Annotated in this window: 15 protein-coding genes; 7 read left to right on the top strand and 8 right to left on the bottom strand. The window is 40.5% G+C overall.

All coding sequences use genetic code 11. The features are described 5' to 3' along the window. Nucleotides 1–12: 12 nt before the first annotated feature. Nucleotides 13–579: a DUF192 domain-containing protein gene (locus ACKLNX_RS10245; protein ID WP_412972287.1), complete on the top strand. Its 567-nt coding sequence runs from the start codon at nt 13–15 to the stop codon at nt 577–579. A gap of 101 nt (nt 580–680) precedes the next feature. Beyond that, nucleotides 681–2,033 carry a lysine-sensitive aspartokinase 3 gene (gene lysC / locus ACKLNX_RS10250; protein ID WP_412972288.1) on the top strand — a complete coding sequence of 451 codons (1,353 nt, stop codon included), beginning with the start codon at nt 681–683 and terminating at the stop codon, nt 2,031–2,033. Nucleotides 2,034–2,128: 95 nt separating this feature from the next. On the opposite strand, the gene ACKLNX_RS10255 is transcribed toward lysC, so the two are convergent. From ACKLNX_RS10255 to ACKLNX_RS10285, 7 genes are all read right to left on the bottom strand, one after another. Further along, complete coding sequence (locus ACKLNX_RS10255; RefSeq protein ID WP_412972289.1) at nt 2,129–4,153, bottom strand: methyl-accepting chemotaxis protein; 2,025 nt, start codon at nt 4,151–4,153, stop codon at nt 2,129–2,131. 146 nt (nt 4,154–4,299) lie between these two features. Beyond that, the gene (locus ACKLNX_RS10260) at nt 4,300–5,106 is read right to left on the bottom strand and encodes a symmetrical bis(5'-nucleosyl)-tetraphosphatase (RefSeq protein ID WP_412972290.1); all 807 of its coding nucleotides are present in this window, start codon (nt 5,104–5,106) and stop codon (nt 4,300–4,302) included. Between the two features lie 8 nt (nt 5,107–5,114). Further along, complete coding sequence (gene apaG / locus ACKLNX_RS10265; RefSeq protein WP_411695236.1) at nt 5,115–5,501, bottom strand: Co2+/Mg2+ efflux protein ApaG; 387 nt, start codon at nt 5,499–5,501, stop codon at nt 5,115–5,117. A 4-nt stretch (nt 5,502–5,505) separates the two neighbouring features. Next, nucleotides 5,506–6,339, bottom strand: coding sequence for a 16S rRNA (adenine(1518)-N(6)/adenine(1519)-N(6))-dimethyltransferase RsmA (gene rsmA, locus ACKLNX_RS10270; protein WP_412972291.1), 834 nt, complete (start codon nt 6,337–6,339; stop codon nt 5,506–5,508). Next, a complete protein-coding gene (gene pdxA / locus ACKLNX_RS10275) occupies nt 6,336–7,322 on the bottom strand; it encodes a 4-hydroxythreonine-4-phosphate dehydrogenase PdxA (protein WP_412972292.1) in 987 nt (328 codons plus the stop codon). Before pdxA ends, rsmA begins: the two co-directional genes overlap by 4 nt. Next, complete coding sequence (gene surA / locus ACKLNX_RS10280; RefSeq protein ID WP_411695251.1) at nt 7,322–8,635, bottom strand: peptidylprolyl isomerase SurA; 1,314 nt, start codon at nt 8,633–8,635, stop codon at nt 7,322–7,324. Before surA ends, pdxA begins: the two co-directional genes overlap by 1 nt. A gap of 20 nt (nt 8,636–8,655) precedes the next feature. Further along, nucleotides 8,656–10,872 carry an LPS-assembly protein LptD gene (locus ACKLNX_RS10285; RefSeq protein WP_412972293.1) on the bottom strand — a complete coding sequence of 739 codons (2,217 nt, stop codon included), beginning with the start codon at nt 10,870–10,872 and terminating at the stop codon, nt 8,656–8,658. Nucleotides 10,873–11,209: 337 nt separating this feature from the next. Between ACKLNX_RS10285 and djlA the strand changes: the two genes are divergently transcribed. From djlA to ACKLNX_RS10300, 3 genes are all read left to right on the top strand, one after another. Beyond that, a complete protein-coding gene (gene djlA / locus ACKLNX_RS10290) occupies nt 11,210–12,097 on the top strand; it encodes a co-chaperone DjlA (RefSeq protein WP_412972294.1) in 888 nt (295 codons plus the stop codon). After that, nucleotides 12,098–13,042, top strand: a complete 945-nt coding sequence (gene xerD / locus ACKLNX_RS10295; protein WP_412972295.1) for a site-specific tyrosine recombinase XerD — start codon at nt 12,098–12,100, stop codon at nt 13,040–13,042. 261 nt (nt 13,043–13,303) lie between these two features. Next, complete coding sequence (locus ACKLNX_RS10300) at nt 13,304–14,053, top strand: thioredoxin fold domain-containing protein (RefSeq protein WP_412972296.1); 750 nt, start codon at nt 13,304–13,306, stop codon at nt 14,051–14,053. Nucleotides 14,054–14,071: 18 nt separating this feature from the next. On the opposite strand, the gene ACKLNX_RS10305 is transcribed toward ACKLNX_RS10300, so the two are convergent. Beyond that, entirely contained in the window at nt 14,072–14,416 is a 345-nt protein-coding gene (locus ACKLNX_RS10305) for a 5-carboxymethyl-2-hydroxymuconate Delta-isomerase (protein WP_412972297.1), read from the bottom strand. A gap of 159 nt (nt 14,417–14,575) precedes the next feature. On the opposite strand from ACKLNX_RS10305, the gene ACKLNX_RS10310 reads away from it, so the two are divergent. Both ACKLNX_RS10310 and ACKLNX_RS10315 read left to right on the top strand, forming a co-directional pair. Beyond that, the gene (locus ACKLNX_RS10310; protein WP_412972298.1) at nt 14,576–15,772 is read left to right on the top strand and encodes a DUF547 domain-containing protein; all 1,197 of its coding nucleotides are present in this window, start codon (nt 14,576–14,578) and stop codon (nt 15,770–15,772) included. Nucleotides 15,773–16,284: 512 nt separating this feature from the next. After that, entirely contained in the window at nt 16,285–18,885 is a 2,601-nt protein-coding gene (locus tag ACKLNX_RS10315) for a TonB-dependent receptor (protein WP_412972299.1), read from the top strand. The last annotated feature ends 105 nt before the right edge of the window (nt 18,886–18,990 follow it).

The following is an 18,990-nucleotide window of genomic DNA, read 5'->3' on the forward strand; positions in this document are numbered from 1 at the left end:
AAGGGAAGGGTCATGAAAAATCTTTCGAATATGCTCACTGGCTCTATCGCACTCTTAATTGCCTTGTCATTTTCAATTCAAGCCTGTGCGCAGCCTGATAAACAACTCAGTACAAAAGCATTTAATCAGCCTGAGCTTGAGCAACAATTACTTGCAAAAGAAGATGAACTAACTGACGAAGAGCTAGCCCTATTAGCAGACGACAGTAATATAAATATTGCGTTTGCAAGAAAATCCCTTAAAGTCGAATTTGCCGATACTTTTGAGGAAAGAGCGCTAGGCTTGATGCATCGCAAAAGCTTATGCGAAGATTGTGGCATGCTGTTCCAGTTTGATAGCGAGCGTATCGCCAGTATCTGGATGAAGAATACCTTTGTTCCTCTCGATTTAGCTTACATTACAGTAGATGGTAAGATAGTCGATATTAAGCCGCTGCAGCCTCATGATCTGACTTCTGTCAAATCGAGCAAGCCAGTATTATTTGCTTTAGAAATGAATCAAGGTTGGTTTGCAAAAAACGGAATAAAGGTCGGCGATAAGGTTTCAATAGAAGGGCGAGTTAAGCAGCCGTCCTTTTAGTTTTATTGATGTAAAAGCACATAAAAATCTACAATTTTATTTTAAAGAAAAGCAATTGACAGCATAAGTCATTGGGTTAACAAATAGGAAATTACAAGTAAATGAATTCAGCCTTGAATGTCGCTAAGTTTGGCGGAACAAGCGTAGCGACGTATGACACCATGTGTAGTTGTGCAAAAATAGTCGCTAACAATCCTAATACTCGCATTGTGGTAGTTAGCGCATCTGCTGGCATTACCAATCATTTGGTTGCTTTGGCTAATACTGCTTTAACGAGTCAACAGATTGAAGAAATTGTCGAGCAAATTAGAGTCATTGAGCTCGCAATTGTTGCAAAGTTAAAAAGCCCAGATGAAGTCAGCGAGAAGCTTAATGTCCTATTAGATGAGTTGACTGAACTTGCAAAGCACGAAGAGATTAACTTTCGAGATGATTTGAAAGACGCCTTAGTCTCAATGGGTGAGCGCATGTCCTCATTATTGTTCTCAGCGGTCTTGCGAGAATTCAATGTAGCAGCGAGCAACTTTGATGTGAGGAAAGTACTTCGTACCGATTCATTATTTACACAAGCGGCTCCTGACCTACCAGTGATTAAAATGCTGTCTCAATCATTGTTATTACCTGAATTAGATAGTTCAGTTATTGTCACTCAGGGCTTTGTTGGCGCAGATGAACAAGGCAGAACAACCACTCTTGGTCGTGGTGGTTCTGATTTTACGGCAGCACTTTTAGCTGAGGCTGTTGATGCACAGACTTGTGAAATTTGGACTGATGTCATCGGTGTATACACCACTGATCCTCGCATTACAGATAAAGCACGCCCTTTACCTGAACTAAGCTTTGAAGAAGCTGCAGAAATGGCGACATTTGGTGCAAAAGTATTGCATCCTGCAACTATGGAGCCGGCGCTTAGACAAGACATAAAAGTATTTGTAGGTTCGAGTCGCGAGCCAGATAAAGGCGGTACTTGGATTGTTAGAGATTGCAAACACGAACCAGCTTATAGAGCGATTACAAGACGCAAAGACCAAGTTATGGTTACCGTGAAAACGCCAAAAATGATGTATGCTCAAGGTTTCTTGCAGCGCGTTTTTGAAATCATCGCAAAACACCATTTGTCGGTTGATTTGGTCACTACTTCAGAAATAGCCGTGTCATTCACTTTAGACAATCCACCTAATTCTATGTCTGAAAGAATGAATAAAGAAACACTCGCGGAATTATCAACAATTTGTGATGTAAGCATTGAGCAGGGTTATGACGTAGTAACTGTTGTTGGTAATAATATGCATAGCTCTGCCGGAGTATCGAGCAAGATCTTTGAAGCGGTGGCTGACTTTAACCTAAGAATGATATGTTTTGGGGCTAACCCTCACAATTTGTCATTCGTGGTAAATAATACCGACAGTGAGGATGTTGTGAAGGTACTGCACAAGGCATTGTTCGAAGTTTAAGTAACTCAACACTGGCTTTGTATTAAATATAAAAAAAGCGATATCGCATTGTCAATTTGATGCGATATCGCTTTTTAGTTTTTTAAGGTGAAGACTTAAACCTTAAACTCACCTATTGATTCTTGTAACTCTTCTGCCAATCTAGCAACTTCTGCGCTTGATGCTGTAGTTTGTTGAGCGCCAAGCGTTGTTTCTTCAGCTATCCCAACAATACTTTCTAGTTTCTCACTAATTTCTGCTGATACTTGATTCTGCTCACGTGCTGCTTGCTCTATGCGCGTACTTACCTCGTGCGCTTTGTGAACGGCATCGGTAATTAAGTCTAGGGCTTGCGTGGCTTTTTCGGTTTCTGCCACACATAGTTCAGTTTGTAACTTACCTTGAGTCATAACTGATACCGCTTTTTCTGCACCAGCTTGTAAGACTTCTATCATTGAATTAATTTCTTGCGTCGACTTTTGGGTACGACTAGCCAGTGTACGTACTTCATCAGCAACAACGGCAAAGCCTCGTCCATACTCTCCAGCCCTTGCGGCCTCAATGGCAGCATTTAATGCGAGTAAGTTCGTTTGGTCAGCAACACCGCGGATTACGTCCAAAATCCCACCAATTGAAGCACTATCCTCATGTAACTTGTTAATAACATCAGCCGCTTCTTGAACGTCGCGCGCAAGTACTTCAATTGTGCGTTTATTGCTTAACGAAATTTCTTTTACTTTTTCTGCTTCTTCGTCAGCGTGTCCAATTTCTTTCAAGGTATCGTCGGCGCTTTGAGATACTAATAGTGAAGTGCTGTGCATTTCTGTTGTTGCAGCCGCAATCTGAGATATTTGAGACTTTTGTTCTTGAATCGAGGTTGTTGTTTGCTCTGTTACCGAAGAGGTTTCACCCGAAGCCGCAGCTAACTGTTCTGCTCTGTGATTAATACCTTGGATCAATGTTTTTAAACTCTCAATCAAAGAATTACAGTTTTTAGAAAGGACACCAAATTCATCTCTTGAAGAGTCATCTAGTCTGTGTGTTAGGTCTCCAGACGACGCAATCTTAAGAAGTTCATTCACTCGAGCTAAAGGTTTGGTAATTGCTGATACACTCTTATAGGCCGTCAATACTGCTATTGCTAGAGACACAAGTACCATTACGACAACCCACTGTAAGCTTGAAGAAACTTGACTATTTACACCTTCTTTTAACGTATTTGCTTTGTCGTTTGCCAATTTTAAGAGCATTGCCAATGCGTCAAGACCGTTTGAAATATTCTCATCCGATGCTGTTAAAAACTTTTGTGCATCAATTGCGCGTTCTAACATTTTGACCTGCGTGATCAGAATACCATCAGAGCCTTCAGTAGTTTCTTTAATTAAGTCGATTAAATCACTTACTTCATCAAGGGTGCCGGTGGTATCTAAACCATTCTCTGTCGCACGCATTTCGGCAAAGCGATTTTCAGCTTGTTTAATCATAATTAAAACTTCTTCGCTACGAATTTCAGCTCGTTGCAAAGTTTCGGTAGTTTTGTATTCGGCAATCGATGACAAAATAGATAGTAAATCAGATTCTAACTTAACGCCTTCTTCAGCTACATTTGATAAAACGTCTGAATCAATGACTTCATCAAGATCCGCAAAATCTAATAACAGTGAGGTAGCGTCATCCGCACTCTCCTCGATGACCTCATATTTGTCAGAGACACTGTCTCTAAGGTTTTGCTCAAGAAGGTGGTTTTCATATACTTCTACTGCATTTTTAGAATAGTTATCAAATACAGTTTCAACCGTACTAAGAGCCGTTTTCAGATTCTTTTCAGAGCTTACTATGCTTCTTAACTCGCTTAGCTCTTGGTTGAAGTTTTGTCGGCTGGTATCAAATGCGGCGCGTTTTTCACCTAATTCATTTTGCTGTGTTGTCACATAGGCTTCGAAAGTTAAGCGGCCCATATTGTTAAAGGACGCTTTTAAACTGTTACTACCACCAACTGTGGGTAGGGCAAGATCACTCACTTCTTGAGTTGCACTTTCAATCTTGTTTAGACTGACTAGCGATATAATACTCAGTAACACGAGTAGAAAACTGATTATGGCGAATCCGCCAATCACTCGTATTTTTACGGTAAGATTCATTGTTTGACCCCTAATTACCAAAATTGTTGGCAATAATTACGACTAAATTGAACTCTGTGTTAAGAGTAGTTGATTTTGACAAAAACTCACGTACGCAGTTTTATAACTATGTGTATATGAAGGTATCGGTAATCTAACTTTTTTCTTTATGCAGGCTGTGAAAAAAAACTTTTTGACTCAATACAATAGAGCGACATTGTCTTTCCCCATACGAAGCCGGTGTCAAGAGCGATAATCTTTTCATCGTGCGTCTCGCCCATTAACGAAGCCCAATGACCAAACAACAGTACTTTATTTTTTTTCAATTTAGGGTTGGGGCATAAGTACCAAGGAGTCAATTCTGCTGGCGCTGCGTCGGGATGACATTTGGTTTTAAATTCTAATGCATTGGCATTCAAAAAGCGCATTCGTGTAAAGGCGTTTACGACAAACCTCAGGCGTTCAGGACCTTTTAGATTCTTACTCCATACGTTTGGACTATTTCCATACATATTCTTGAGAAACTTAGTTCGTTCAGGTCCCATCAAGGCGTCACTTACCTCGTCGGCAAGTTTCAGTGCTTTCTTCGTGGACCACATGGGGTACAAACCGGCGTGAGATATGAAATGTTTTTTAGCTGGTTTTAGCGCTAATTTTTTAGTACAAAGCCATTCGATGAGGTCATCAAAAGACTTGTCCTTCATCAATGAGTCTAATTTATCAACGGGCTTCGGTGTGCTAATGCCATGTGCCATCGCGATTAGGTGCAGATCGTGGTTACCTAAAACAGTATCGAAATGCTCAGGACCTAGGTCCTTAAGAAATTTTAGGGTTTCCAATGATTGTGGACCACGAGCGACTAAATCACCTACGGCCCAAAGTTTATCTTTGTTGGGATTGAACCCTGCACTTACTAAAAGCTTTCGTAAGCCTTTGTAGCAACCTTGGATATCGCCAACAACATAGTTTCTCATTAGGACAATTAATGCAGACTATTGGGTTTAGATAGGCTAAAAACAGGAATAGGTTCACGGTGCACTTGGCCATCTTCTAGCTCAAATTCGTAATAGCCTTCCATGGTACCAACTTCGGTTTTTAGCATCGAAGCACTGGTATATTCGAAGCTTTCGTTCGGTTGAATGATCGGCTGCTCGCCAACCACACCTTCACCCTCTACTTCGACCGTCTCGCCATCACCATTTGTGATCAACCAGTATCTGCTTTTTAACTGAGCGGATTGAGAGAGATTATTGTTAATTTTTATTGTATAGCTAAATACATAAACTGGATGTTTGTCAGCGCTATTAATTCCTGCCTCTTGTCGGCCAATAAATTTAGTTTGCGTGCTAATACCTAGTGATGTTTTCATTTCGTTACTTTGCTTCTTTAGCTTGGTTTTCAGTTTCGATTCTTTTGCTTTCAACGAAATTGGCCAGCAGTGCGAAATCTTGCAAGGATAGGGCTTCGGCTCTTAAATCAGCTTTAATCCCCAACGCTTCGATTTCATCTTGGTTCATTAAGTCTTTTAAACTATTGCGAATTGTTTTTCTGCGCTGGTTAAATGCAGTTGTGACGACCTGTTGCAGTCTATCGATACTATCAACTTGTGCAGGTGGCGTTGTGTGAGGTATTAACCTAACAACTGCTGAATCTACTTTTGGTGCCGGTTTGAAAGCACTCGGTGGTACGGCAACGACAGGGGTAGCTTGGCAATAATACTGCGCCATCACTGATAAGCGGCCATACAATTTATCGCCATGAGTGGCGCACAGTCGCTTCACTACTTCATTTTGTAACATGAAGTGCATGTCCTTCACTTTATTCGTGAATGAAAATAGGTGAAACATCAATGGAGTCGAAATATTGTAGGGTAGATTACCAAAAATTCTTAGTTCGCTGTCTTCTTTTACCAAAGAGGCAAAATCGAACTTCAGGGCATCTGCTTCGATTATGGTCAGTTTCTTGTTTAGAAATGGGTGTTCGCGTAATCTTTTAGCTAAATCTCTATCAAGTTCAACAACCGTTAAATGCTCTAGTTCATCAGCTACAGGTTCAGTTAAAGCACCTAAGCCAGGGCCAATCTCCACTAAGTTTTCACCCGTTTTCGGGTTTATCGCAGAAACGATTTGATCGATGACATATTGATCATGAAGGAAGTTTTGCCCAAAGCGTTTTCTTGCAGTGTGGCCTAAGTGTTTTTGGCTCATACTTTTTTCCTAGCTAATTTAATCGCTTTGTTGATTGCTTTACTAAAGCTACCACAATCAATATCGCCGGTACCTGCTAAATCAGCGGCTGTGCCATGGTCAACTGATGTTCTGATGAACGGCAAGCCAAGCGTGATGTTAACCGATGCACCAAAGCCTTTATATTTTAGGACGGGTAAGCCCTGGTCATGATACATGGCCAGAACAGTATCTGCTTGCTCTAAATACTTTGGTTGAAAAATGGTATCTGCTGGAAGCGGACCAACCAAGTCAATGCCTTGCTCGCGTAATTCATTCAACTTAGGCGTAATCACCAAGATTTCCTCTTTACCTAAGTGTCCATCTTCACCAGCATGTGGGTTTAAGCCGCACACAAATATTTTAGGAGACTCGATACCAAACTTGAGTTTCATGTCGGTATGGATAATACGAATAACTTTGTCGAGACGCTCTGGTGTAATAGCTCTGGACACATACTGTAGTGGAATATGCGTGGTTGCTAAGCAAACTCGTAAACCATCTGTCGCTAACATCATGACAACATCACTACAGTTTGATTCATTCGCAAAGAATTCAGTATGACCACTGAAAGAAATCCCAGCTTTGTTAATAATACCTTTGTGTACAGGGCCTGTAACGACCGCGTCAAACGTACCATTTATATTCTCAGCACATGCTTGGCGCAAGGTCTCTACAACATAATGGCCATTTTCACTGTTTAACTCGCCGGCTACCACAGGAACGTTTACGGGTATATGCTTTACGATAAATTGCCCAGGCTGCTGTATATAGTTACTGCCATCTTCATAAGGAATAATGTCAAGTGAAACGCCTAAGAGCTTTGCTCGCTCTTGTAACATATCTGCGTCGGCGTAAACCACTAATTGAGCATCCCATGCTTGCTGAGATAACTTAATGATTAGGTCTGGGCCGATTCCTGCTGGCTCACCGGGTGTAACCGCGATTTTCAATGTTTTTGACATTACTTGTCTTTCTTATCAAGTAGTTCTATATATGCACCATCACGCATTTCGCGTAACCAGTTGTCAGTTTCTTCATTGAATTTACGGTTGAACAATAATTGGTAAGCTCGATCTTCTTTGCGCTTCTCAGTAGCGTCATCGATACGACGTTCGATTAATTGAATTAAATGCCAGCCATGCACGGTTCTAATAGGTTGGCTGTATTCATCTTTCTTCAATTTGCTTAAAGCTTCTTTAAACTCTGGTACATAAACACTTGGGTCATTCCAACCCAATACACCGCCTTTCAATGCTGAACCCGGATCTTCAGAATGCAGCTTAGCCAATGTGGCGAAATCTTCTTCACCTTCAATCAATTTAGTTCTGAAATCTACTAACATTTGTTCCGCTTTTTGATCGCTTAAGATAATAGAAGGTTTGACTAATATGTGACGCGCATTCACTTCTTCAACTTCTACTATCTCAACACCACGTGTATCTAAAATTTTCAAAACATGAAAACCAGCGCCACTGCGCAATGGACCAATTAGGGTATCTTTTTTCTTGCCTTGAACAGCTTCAGCGAATAGCGTTGGCATTGAGTTTACGTTCATCCAACCCATGTCGCCACCTTCAAGTGCTTTCGGGCCTGAAGATGATGCAATCGCGATTTTAGTGAAATCAGAACCAGTATTTAACAATTCGACCACTTTATCTGCTGTATCACGAGATTTGGAAATTTGCTCTTCTGTTGCGCCAGAAGGCAAAGCAATAAGGATATGACCTAAACGATATTCTTCTTGTTCAGCACCTTGTTGATTGATAAGCGTTACTAAGGTATCAATTTCTTGAGGAGTGATGTAAACGCGACGTCTAACATTAGCGCGTGTCACTTCACCTGTAATCAATTCTTCACGGACTTTCTCACGATAGACTTCGTAAGTGAGTCCATCAGCTTGCACTCTCTTGCGTAGCTCATCAATCGTTATATTGTCTCTTTGAGCAATATTTTCAATCGTTTGCTCAAGTTGAGGATCGCTAATTTGAATCCCCATTCTTTCAGCCATTTGCATTTGCAAATTCTTCAATATTAAGCGCTCAATTGCTTGGGTGCGTAATGCTCTATCAGAAGGCAGAGCTTGGCCTTGCGCGATAGCGCCTTGTTTTACACCATCAACCAACTCTGTTATTTCACTTTCAAGGATTACGCCTTGGTCTACAATGACAGAAACTTTGTCGAGACTTTGCACCGCGGCATTGGCCAGCATGCTGAAACCTAGGGTAATACTCAGTAAGCTTGCTTTTAAAAATCTGTATTTCATATTTTCTCTAATTATATAAGGTCTAAATCTAATTAATTTAAAACATAGGGCTGGCGATAACCAAACATCCCTTGTTCTAACATATCGGAATTACTCTTGCGGCTGCCTATACCTTTGATAACAAATTGTAAGGCAATACCTGAATCAAATTCATCAGTAGTTCGCAAACCACCATCATCGAAACGGTTGCTTAAATTGCGCTGATAAGTCACTCGTACAGCCCAGCAACAGCTCTCATATTGAATACCTGCAAAACTTTCGGTGGTTCTTGAAAGTTCAGCGTCGCGATACCAACGACCAACCCAATGCCAGCTTTCGTTGATCGGCCAACTAGCAGACACGCCAAACTGATTGATTTTTTCGCCTGAAAGATCGCGAATGAAACGATGGTTCATTTGAATGAGTTTATCATCGTCAATACGGTACTCAGTTGCAAAACTGCTACGTTCTACTTTTTGTGTTTGAGTAGCAACTTGAATATCAGAGTGCAAAAACCAGCGTTGGTTCACTTGCCAATCAAATTCTGCGGCTAAAGCTGAGCGATTGTTCTCGCGTACGCTGCTGATCAATTTGCTGTCTTCTAAATAAAAAATTTGACCAATACTGAGTACGAGTTTCTCTCTATTCTGTTGGTCTACTAGTCTTGCTGTCGCACCTAGTGTGAATTGATTGTTATCGTTTATTCGATCTAAACCTGTAAATTCTTGGCCCCTAAACAAATTGTTGAATGTTGTTAGTAGCGGGGTTGTATCGTAGAGGCCTATATTATCCTGCTCTTCAAAACTGGTATAAAGATACTGTGCTTTAGGTTCAATAGTCAGCATGAATTGATTATCCAACACTAAATCTTCATTTTCAAAAATTAGTGAGCCATACAATCTTCCTTGCCCAATTGTTCTACTGACATTTTCTTCTAGTTGAGCAACTGGCGTGACAGGCGACAATTCTTGTTCGTAATAGGTCTGCAATACGCTCACTTCAGCTAATAGCTCACCCCAAGCGCGTTGGTAAGGGATGGATAAGCTTGGTTCAATATGTACTCGAAATGCGTTAGGTTTTGAATCGAGTTTGTTTTCGAAGTAAGCGGCTTCACTTGCTAAGTTGAATTCAAGATATTCGCCTAAATCCGTATCATAATTCAACTTCATTTCTGGCAAAGCGCGATACACATCGGGATGGTCACCGACTACATCAAAGTCTCGAAACTGTATTGAAAAATCTAAATTTGATGAGTAGTAACTCAGCCCGGCTTGACGATACAAATGAGTATCTGCTCGATTGTAATAGTCAGAGCCGAGGTCAACGATGTAGTTATCGTCACTGATACCACTGAAGTCTACATTCAGATTCCAATTTTTGCTGATCTTTCCTTGATGCAGGTAGCGATAAAAATATCGTTCATCGTTACTTGTCGTATCAGTATCTTCAGGTAAATATTCTAATTGCAATTCACCTTGGTTCTGTTGAAACAAATAGCGAAACTCAGTTTTTAACTGTACACCGCGGTTGGTCATAAAGCGAGGCGCAACGGTGGCATCGTAATTAGGTGCTATATTCCAATAAACAGGCTGCTCGTATTCGGCACCAGTGCTGCTAGAACTTCCGATATTTGGAAATAATAATCCGCTTTGACGTTCTGCGGTAACTGGGAAGGCAAAATAGGGAAGCCAAAATACAGGTACGCCGCCTAAATAAAACTTTGTGTTATACGCCTCACCAAACGGACTGTCTTTACCAATGATAATTTCGCTGGCAGCCATTTTCCAATCTTCACCACCCTTGGGGCAGGTTGTAAATGTGACATGTTCTAAGCGCAAACCTTGTTCACCAGAAAGCGAGAGCAAATTAGCTGAACCTCTTCCTGATGTCTCTTTAAATTGATATTCAGTGTCTTGCATTTGCAGCAATTTCAGGTCACTGTTTAGCTCAACACCTTGGCTTTCTACTTCTAAGGCACTATCTCGGTATAGTACATCACCACTCGCAATAACTTGCTTTCCATTATTGTCTATTTGAGCAACGTCTGCATTGATCATTGAAGTTGGGCTGGTAATACTCACATTGCCGTTAAAAAGTGCAGAACGATTCTGAATCATCTGGGCTGCATCAGAGCTTACTTTGATTTGTTTGTCGGGAGCGAGCAACGTAGGATCAAAATCGAAGTTTTCTGGTACGCACAAGTCGACAGTTTGCGCACTCACAAAAAATGCACTGACACTCAGCGTAATGGTAGAAATCAATTTGATCATCAAGTGATTTTTTAAGTAACCTTTTTAACTAGTATTTGCTTGTTTCACCAAACACTTTTTTGAGTATGGCGACGCTTGAGCGTCTTAACACTCAGAAATTGGAACATAAATTTTGTAGAATGTTCAAATGACCTCAAATTTTAATGCTTTGAGACAGAATAACCAACTATATTGTTGGATAATTCGTAATAAATACGTAATTATTTATAAAATGCTGAAAATAAGAGCAAGTTTACGCGTAAAGTGCACTTTTACGAACATTTAAACGCGATAAGTTTCAGTCCAATCAAAATTGGAATTCATAATTCCAACTTATATGCCAGAGGGCAACATAAAGATGCAAATTTGGGGGAAAGTGGTCGGCGTGCTTCTCGGTTTCATGTTTGGCCGAATTGCCGGGGCTGTATTAGGGCTAGTAGTTGGTCACATATTCGATAAAACGTATAGCAAAGACTTTTCCGATAATGGGGGTTTTGCACGATTTTTTACTACAACCGACGATATTAAACAACAAGCGGTTTTCTTTCATAGTTTGTTTTCCGCACTTGGACACATTGCAAAATCCGACGGAAAAGTTACAGAAGAAGATATTCAAATAGCGTCGGCTCTGATGGATGAAATGTCTTTAAGCGGTGATGTGAGACTTGAGGCGCAGCAAGCATTTAGAGATGGTAAACAGCGAGACTTTGCCATTGTTGAAATGTTGCAGCAATTTAAGGAACAGTGTCATGCTCGACGAGATGTTTTGCAAATCTATTTAGAAATTTTAATACAGGCTTCTTGTACTCATAAAAAACTTAGCTCTGCACAATACACAGTGCTAGAGAAAGTAGCCAAGGCACTCGGTTTTAGGCGTGTTGAGTTAGACTTTCTAATTATCACATTTGAGGCAGAGCAGCGTTTTCGCAGTGGACGTGCAAACGCTAATTATCAACGCGGGGACAAAGGTCAATCACAGCAAAGAAAACAACGGCATCAGCAATATAGCGGTGCTCAAGCTTACTCTGTAAAAGCAGAGCTCGAAGATGCCTACAAAATTTTGGGCATTAAGGAAAGTGATGCGCCTGCAATTATTAAAAAGGCTTATCGTCGGCAAATGTCCTTGCATCATCCTGATAAAATGGCTTCAAAAGGCTTACCTGCACAAGCGCTCGAGCTATCAAAACAAAAGGCTCAGGATATTCAATCTGCATACGAATTGGTTCGCAAGCAAAAGGGTTTTTAGATGAGCCGACAGGCTGCAAGTAAAAAAGAGAGCAAAGTAATTTTATCTGCTGAAAATGAAATTGCGATCAATGATTTTATTAGTATGTTGTGGATTGAAAAAGGTCTCAGTGAGAATACATCTGCCGCCTACAGAACAGACTTGACGAAGTTCTCACTCTTTTTACAAAGCAACGAATCGAGCTCAAAGGAATTGGTCTGTGTCCAGAAGGAAGACATTCAAGCTTATCTCACAGTGCGCTTCGAACAGAAACTATCGCAACGTTCCACATCAAGGTTCCTCAGTTCAACTCGAGCCTTTTTTAAATATGCAATTGCTAAAAAATGGCGTGAAGATAATCCAACACAGGGACTAAGTAACCCTAAGTTGCCCAGTTACTTGCCAAGTACCTTAACGGAAAAGCAGGTTGATGACCTATTGGCTTCGCCAGGAGACAATGACCCTATTAACGCCAGAGATAAAGCGATGCTAGAAGTCTTGTATGCAACAGGCATACGTGTTTCAGAGCTAGTAAACTTACAAATGAATGAAGTTAGCTTGTTACAAGGTGTCATAAGAGTGATGGGGAAAGGAAATAAAGAAAGGTTGGTCCCCTTAGGAGAAGTGGCGATAGATTGTTTAGCGGCCTACATAAAAGAGTGGCGACCAGAGCTTCTAAATAAGCCAAGTAATACCGTATTTCCAAGTAAGCGCGGGACGACAATGACAAGACAGACTTTTTGGCATCGTATCAAACTGCACGCGAAACAAGCGGGTATCAAAGCACATTTGTCGCCACATACTTTAAGACATGCTTTCGCGACGCATTTGCTCAACCATGGCGCAGATTTGCGAGTCGTGCAGATGTTATTGGGTCACAGTGACTTATCAACCACTCAAATTTATACTCATGTTGCAACAGAGAGACTTCAATCTTTGGTGAAAAACCATCATCCTAGAGGATAACTTTAACAAGTTGGTAAGGCAGAGAGCGGTGCTCGTTTGCTTTAGTAAATACACCATAGTAACTTTACGCATCTTTTAAACTAAGTTTTATTAGCTAAACTGTATTACCTAAATTTTATTAGCTAATGTATGAACAATTACTCATTGATTGCCGGTCTTTATCTATTGAGATTACCGTCAACAATATTTTAGCGCTTACTTATGTGCACTTGTTTTTCTGTGCACTTGTTTTTCGATTTAACGCAATTTTTGGATTTTTATATGAATAATATCAAGAGGTTTACTTTAACAATTCGCTTTATTGTTGCTGCAACCTTACTTTCGTTTTCTATGTTTTCTACGGCTGCAAATACCAATCCGGAGCATGCTGAATTAATACAACGTTTTCAAGAGAAGCTTGGTTTCAAAATCATGTCAGTGGCCGACTCGAGCATTCCCGGTTTACTGCAAATAAATACTTCATCCGGTATTTTTTATGCCAGCGAAAATGGCGAGTATTTGGTAAATGGACGGATTTATCATGTAGGTGATCAAATCGTCGATGAAACAGGCAATTCATTGAAGAAATTCCGCTTGGAGGGAGTAGAGCAGTTCAAAGCTTCAGCCATCGAATTTAAAGCGAAAAAAGAAAAGTACGTTGTCAACGTATTCACCGATACGACCTGTGGTTATTGTCGTAAGTTACATAACGAAATGGATATTTTGAATGACCTAGGCATAACAGTGCGATATTTAGCTTTCCCAAGACAAGGAATTAACAGTCAAGTCTATAGCGATACAGTTTCTATCTGGTGTGCAGAAGATCCACAAAGCGCAATGACCATTGCAAAAGGAGGAAGCAAAGTACCCAGTAAATCGTGTGAGAATTCTGTTGCCGATCAATACAACTTTGGTAAAGCAACTGGTGTGAATAGTACACCCAATATTATCATGCCAGATGGTTCATTGGTGAAAGGTTATCAACCCGCTCAATCTTTGTTAATGGCCCTACAAGCTATCGAAAAAGCCTAAAGTAGACTTCGCCGCCCACTAGTTAAAACTATGATCCACAAAACTTGGGCGGTGAATATCAACTATCTCAACTGAAACAAAAACATTGCTCAATGAAAGCTTTTTTAACTCCATCAGCACCGCATTGGATATCTCAGATTTTTGTTCATCAGTTCTGCCACTCAATATATGAGCGGATACATGCAAAAAGTCTTGCTGTTGACCATGTAACCGATACTTCTGACGCATTTCAGTTCTAATCTTAATTGCCTCCGGCGGAAAGTGCCCGCAATTCTTGGCGCCCGTAAATACCTGGTCCATCAGTTCGTCGTCGCTGATTTGTTCTGTAAGTGGTGCACTATATTCGATAATAAAATTTGGCATATCTCTAATCTTAAGTAATTGTCAACGCTCAGAATGGTACTAAAAATTAAGCCTTCTTGCTTCAATAATAAAACCTGTATATCCTTTAATTGTTAAAAGAAGTTTTAATGAGTTGTATATTTGTAATCGAGTGAAGCTAGTTTTAAGGACAAAATATTTATGAGAGTTACGTCAATTGTTTTAACTGTCATTTTCATGCTCAGCGCCAGCTGTGTGAATGCAGCAGATAAAGATATTCCTGAACCATTTAGAGGCGACGATCCAACTTCTAAACTGTCTATTGGCTACGACGACCTGAATGCCTTTCTTAAACCACACACTTTTGATTCAGGCCCTTCAACAAGAAAGAAAGCACCTGAATCGGATAGTAACTTAGGGACTAAATTTAAAGTTAGGGTGAAACGTAAGACTGCACTTGAAGGCAACCGTTTCTATTTTAAAAACTTAGAAAAACCAGCTGTCGTCGCTATCCTTAAAGGCCTTGTAGATAGCTTAGAGGCATTCCCAGATCAAGTGCCACTAGAACTATTAAACCGTGATGAACAATTAGCTTATTGGCTAAACCTATATAACTTTGCTTTACTTGAACAACTTAGTACCGTTTATCCAAAAACAAGCTTAAAGAATATATTGGATTATGGAGACGACGACTCAATTCTTGCCGAAAAGGTTGTTACCGTTGCCGGAATCCCTCTAAGTTTGAATGACATTCAATACAATATCCTCTATAAAAAATATCCAGGAAAAGCGAACATTATGTACGGCTTGTTCCAAGGTAATATTGGTGGCCCAAACATACGCGAAAAAGCCTACGAGGGTGATAAGGTTTGGCGTGCGTTAGAAGAGAATGCTCAACGCTTTGTTAATTCTAATCGAGGCACGGAAGTTGGGAGCAGAGGCAAAGTTCTAGTATCAGAACTATACGAGCACAACATGATGCTTTTTGGTAAAGATAAAGAGAAGCTACGACTGCATTTAGAGGACTTAGCTGTTGGGGAAGTCGAAGCGGCGTTAGCTTCGATGAAGTCAGCAAAGAAAAAGATCGATTTTGATATTACAGATTGGTCATTTGCAGATATGTTTGGGCATCAAAGACGATTCGGGGCCGGTTATAATACTAATGCAGCAGCTTTGTTAGACTCAGTTATGTCAACCCAAGTAAATGAAGAAGGAAAATCGGTACAAGTTCAAAGCTATTTGGCTGATGATATTCAAACAAAAGCAAAAATGGATATACGCTTTACCGATTCAGAACTCGAAACACTCATGCTGATGAAACGTAATTTCGAAGGAAACCAAGGTTCTGTAGAAATTAAAGACTTAGAGGGCTCTAAAGAGAGTAAAGAAGAGAAATAAAACTACAAACTATCGGGGTTTGGCTTGAACGAGCTAAACCCCGAAAATTCTCAGAATCCAGAATCCAGAATCCAGAATCCAGAATCCAGAATCCAGAATCCAGAATCCAGAATCCGGAATCCAGAATCCAGAATCCAGAATCCAGAATCCTAAATCCTAAATCTAAATCCTAGATCTAAATTCAAATCCTCAATTTCAAATTTTAAATTCAAAGCCAAACCTAAAACGTAAAATCAACATCTTAGATTCAACACACTAAAATTATCCTTTTTGTTGCAATATTTAGGACACTAAGTTCGTACTTTTTGTATTCCACGTGTATCTATTGCAAATAAACGAAATAGCTCATCAAAATGGCTGTTCCGACCACTTAAACTGTTTATAAATTAAACAGGAATTGTTCTTAATATGTGCTATAAATATTCTTGTCTGTAATTAAAAAGCTTTTATTACAGTAGCTTGCCTCTATATAAGGTGTTGGCATCACCAAAACTAAAAAAAGGGAAAATTTTATGAAAAATTTAGGGTTAAAGTTAGCTTTAACGTCTACAGCAGTCAGTTTGGCATTAGGCATTAGTAATGCGCAGGCTTTGGTTCAAGACAATGAAGAAAACGTTGAGCGCATAGTAGTCACAGGTTCGTTAATTAAACGAACTGACATGGCCGGACCTTCTCCAGTAACGAGTATTGGCGCTGAAGAAATAGCGAATACCGGTGTCACGGATTTGATTAGCTTGTTCACAAAATTGCCGATTTCTGGTCAAGGCACATTTTCCACTCAAGGGAACAGCAGTGATGACACCGCAAATGGTGGCTCTAGTGTTTCTTTGCGTGGATTAGGCGCAGACTCTACACTAATACTCATCAACGGACGCCGTGTATCGGTTTCTCCTTTTGCAAAAGGGATTGATACAGCCTTCGTTGACATAAACAACATTCCAATCTCTGCAATCAAACGTGTTGATATACTAAAAGATGGCGCATCGGCTACCTATGGTTCTGACGCGATCGCCGGTGTTATCAACGTTGTTTTGAAAGATGATTTCGATGGCGCTGAAGTATCAGGAAAAGTGGGTACAACGGCTGATGGCGGCGGTGAAGAGCAGAACTTCAATATTATTTGGGGCGCTAGTGATGACAAGTTTAAACATACTTTCATCTTAGATTACTTCGATCGCGAAGAAGTGTTGTATGCTGATCGTCATTACTCAAGAACAGCAAACCAGGCAGCTCGCAGACCAAACGATCCCGATGCGGTAGATTTCAGAAGTTCGGCGGGTATCCCCGGAACAATAGCTCTTAAGGCTGATCCAACTAATCGTATTATTGATGAATTCGGTGCCGACCGATGTGCTCCTGAAGACATCGATCGTGGCGCAGCTATTTGTCGCTATGATTATGCACCGTTTATGACGATGATTCCGGATGCAGAGCGTTTTAGTTATAATTACTTAGGTCGTTACGAAATTAATGATTCCCTTAGAGCATTCATTGATTTCAATGGTCAAAACTCGAAATCCATCGTTCGTGGTGCTGGTAGCCCAAGTTTCGATGAGCTCTTTATGAGCGGTGACAACGCTAACCACCCATTCGCTGATGATCCGTCACATCCATTCTTCGGTGAAGACTTAACCATGCGTCGTCGCACCGTGGACATCGGTAACCGAGAAAAGCGCGTTGATACTGACTACTTCCGAACCATTTTGGGAATGTCTGGTGAACTAGCTACTTGGAACTGGGAAGCGGCTTACAGCTACATAAAAAGCAAATCAGTTGAGCGTGGTGTAGATGGTTTCCCTAATTCACGTCGAGTGCAAGAAGCAATCGACAATGAAAGTTGGAATCCGTTTGAACCATCAGCAAACTCTCAAGAAGCGTTAGACTTTATTGAAACCACAACAACACGTGTGGGTAAATCAACTAATAAAAGTTTTGACGTCACTTTCTCTGGTCCATTAATGGAAATGGATGCTGGTGACTTAATGGTTGCAATTAAAGCAGAGTATCGTGAAGAATCGATTTCTGATAACCCAGATGATCAATTCTTACGTGGTGAAGTATTTGGCACAGAAGCAACTCAAGCAAATGGTAAACGTGACAGTAAGTCCATTTCTGCAGAATTATCAATTCCTGTGTTAGATGAATTGGAAGTACAGTTTGCTGTTCGTAGTGAAAACTACAGTGATTTTGGCACAACAACCGATCCTAAAATCTCTTTCTTATGGGCGCCATTGGATAATTTATCTGTTCGTGGCTCATATGGAACAGCATTCAGAGCACCTTCTTTGCATCAGCTTGGTTTGGGTCGCACAGATGAGTCTCCAAACTTAGTGGATACAGTTCGATGTGCTGCCGTTAACCTGTCTTGCCCTCCACAAGAATACACAGCAGTGTTTGCTGGTAACCCGGATCTTGGTCCAGAAGAATCATCTAGCTTTAATATTGGTGTGATTTATGAAGTCACAGACGCTCTTGATTTCTCAATTGATTACTACAGCTATGATATTGAAAATATTATCGACTCTAATACTCAGTTTGTATTTTCTAGCCAAGGTTTAGATCCAGATGTGGTCATCCGTATACCAACAGGTATCCCTAATGATCCAGGCGAAGTAGTCCGTATTTTAGATTCATTTAGAAATATTGGTGATTTGAAAACTTCGGGTATCGACTTTGACGCAGGCTATAAGCTAAATTCAGAAATGGGAGAATTCAGATTTGGTTTTGTAATGAATTACGTAATGAAATTTGAAGAGTTTCGTTTGGGTACCTTAAGCTTGAGTGAAGGTGAATTTGAGCAACCGAAAGTACGTCATACTACCTCAGTTGACTGGGCACAAGACGACCTGACTGCAACATTAGCACTGAACTATATAGGTGAGTTTGACGGCGATGCGGATTCTGGTTTTGGCGACAAAACCGTTGACTCAATGACAACGGTAGATTTAGTAGCCAACTATCGCGGCATTGATAATACTACCTTGACGGTTGGTATTACCAACTTGTTTAACGAGGAACCACCGTTTAGCCACCATGACTTCTATGGGTACGTTAACACGACTCATAACGGTCAAGGTCGCTTTGTATATGCGCAGGCTTCGTATAGATTCTAAATAGTCGTATGACTCACGACAAAGTTAATTAGAATAGTAAAAGGACGCTTAAATAGCGTCCTTTTTTATATTCGAATAGGACCTCGAAGCATATCAACATGAGAG

The organism is Glaciecola sp. MF2-115 (assembly GCF_047250385.1).
In the GTDB taxonomy this organism is placed as follows: Bacteria; Pseudomonadota; Gammaproteobacteria; order Enterobacterales; family Alteromonadaceae; genus Glaciecola.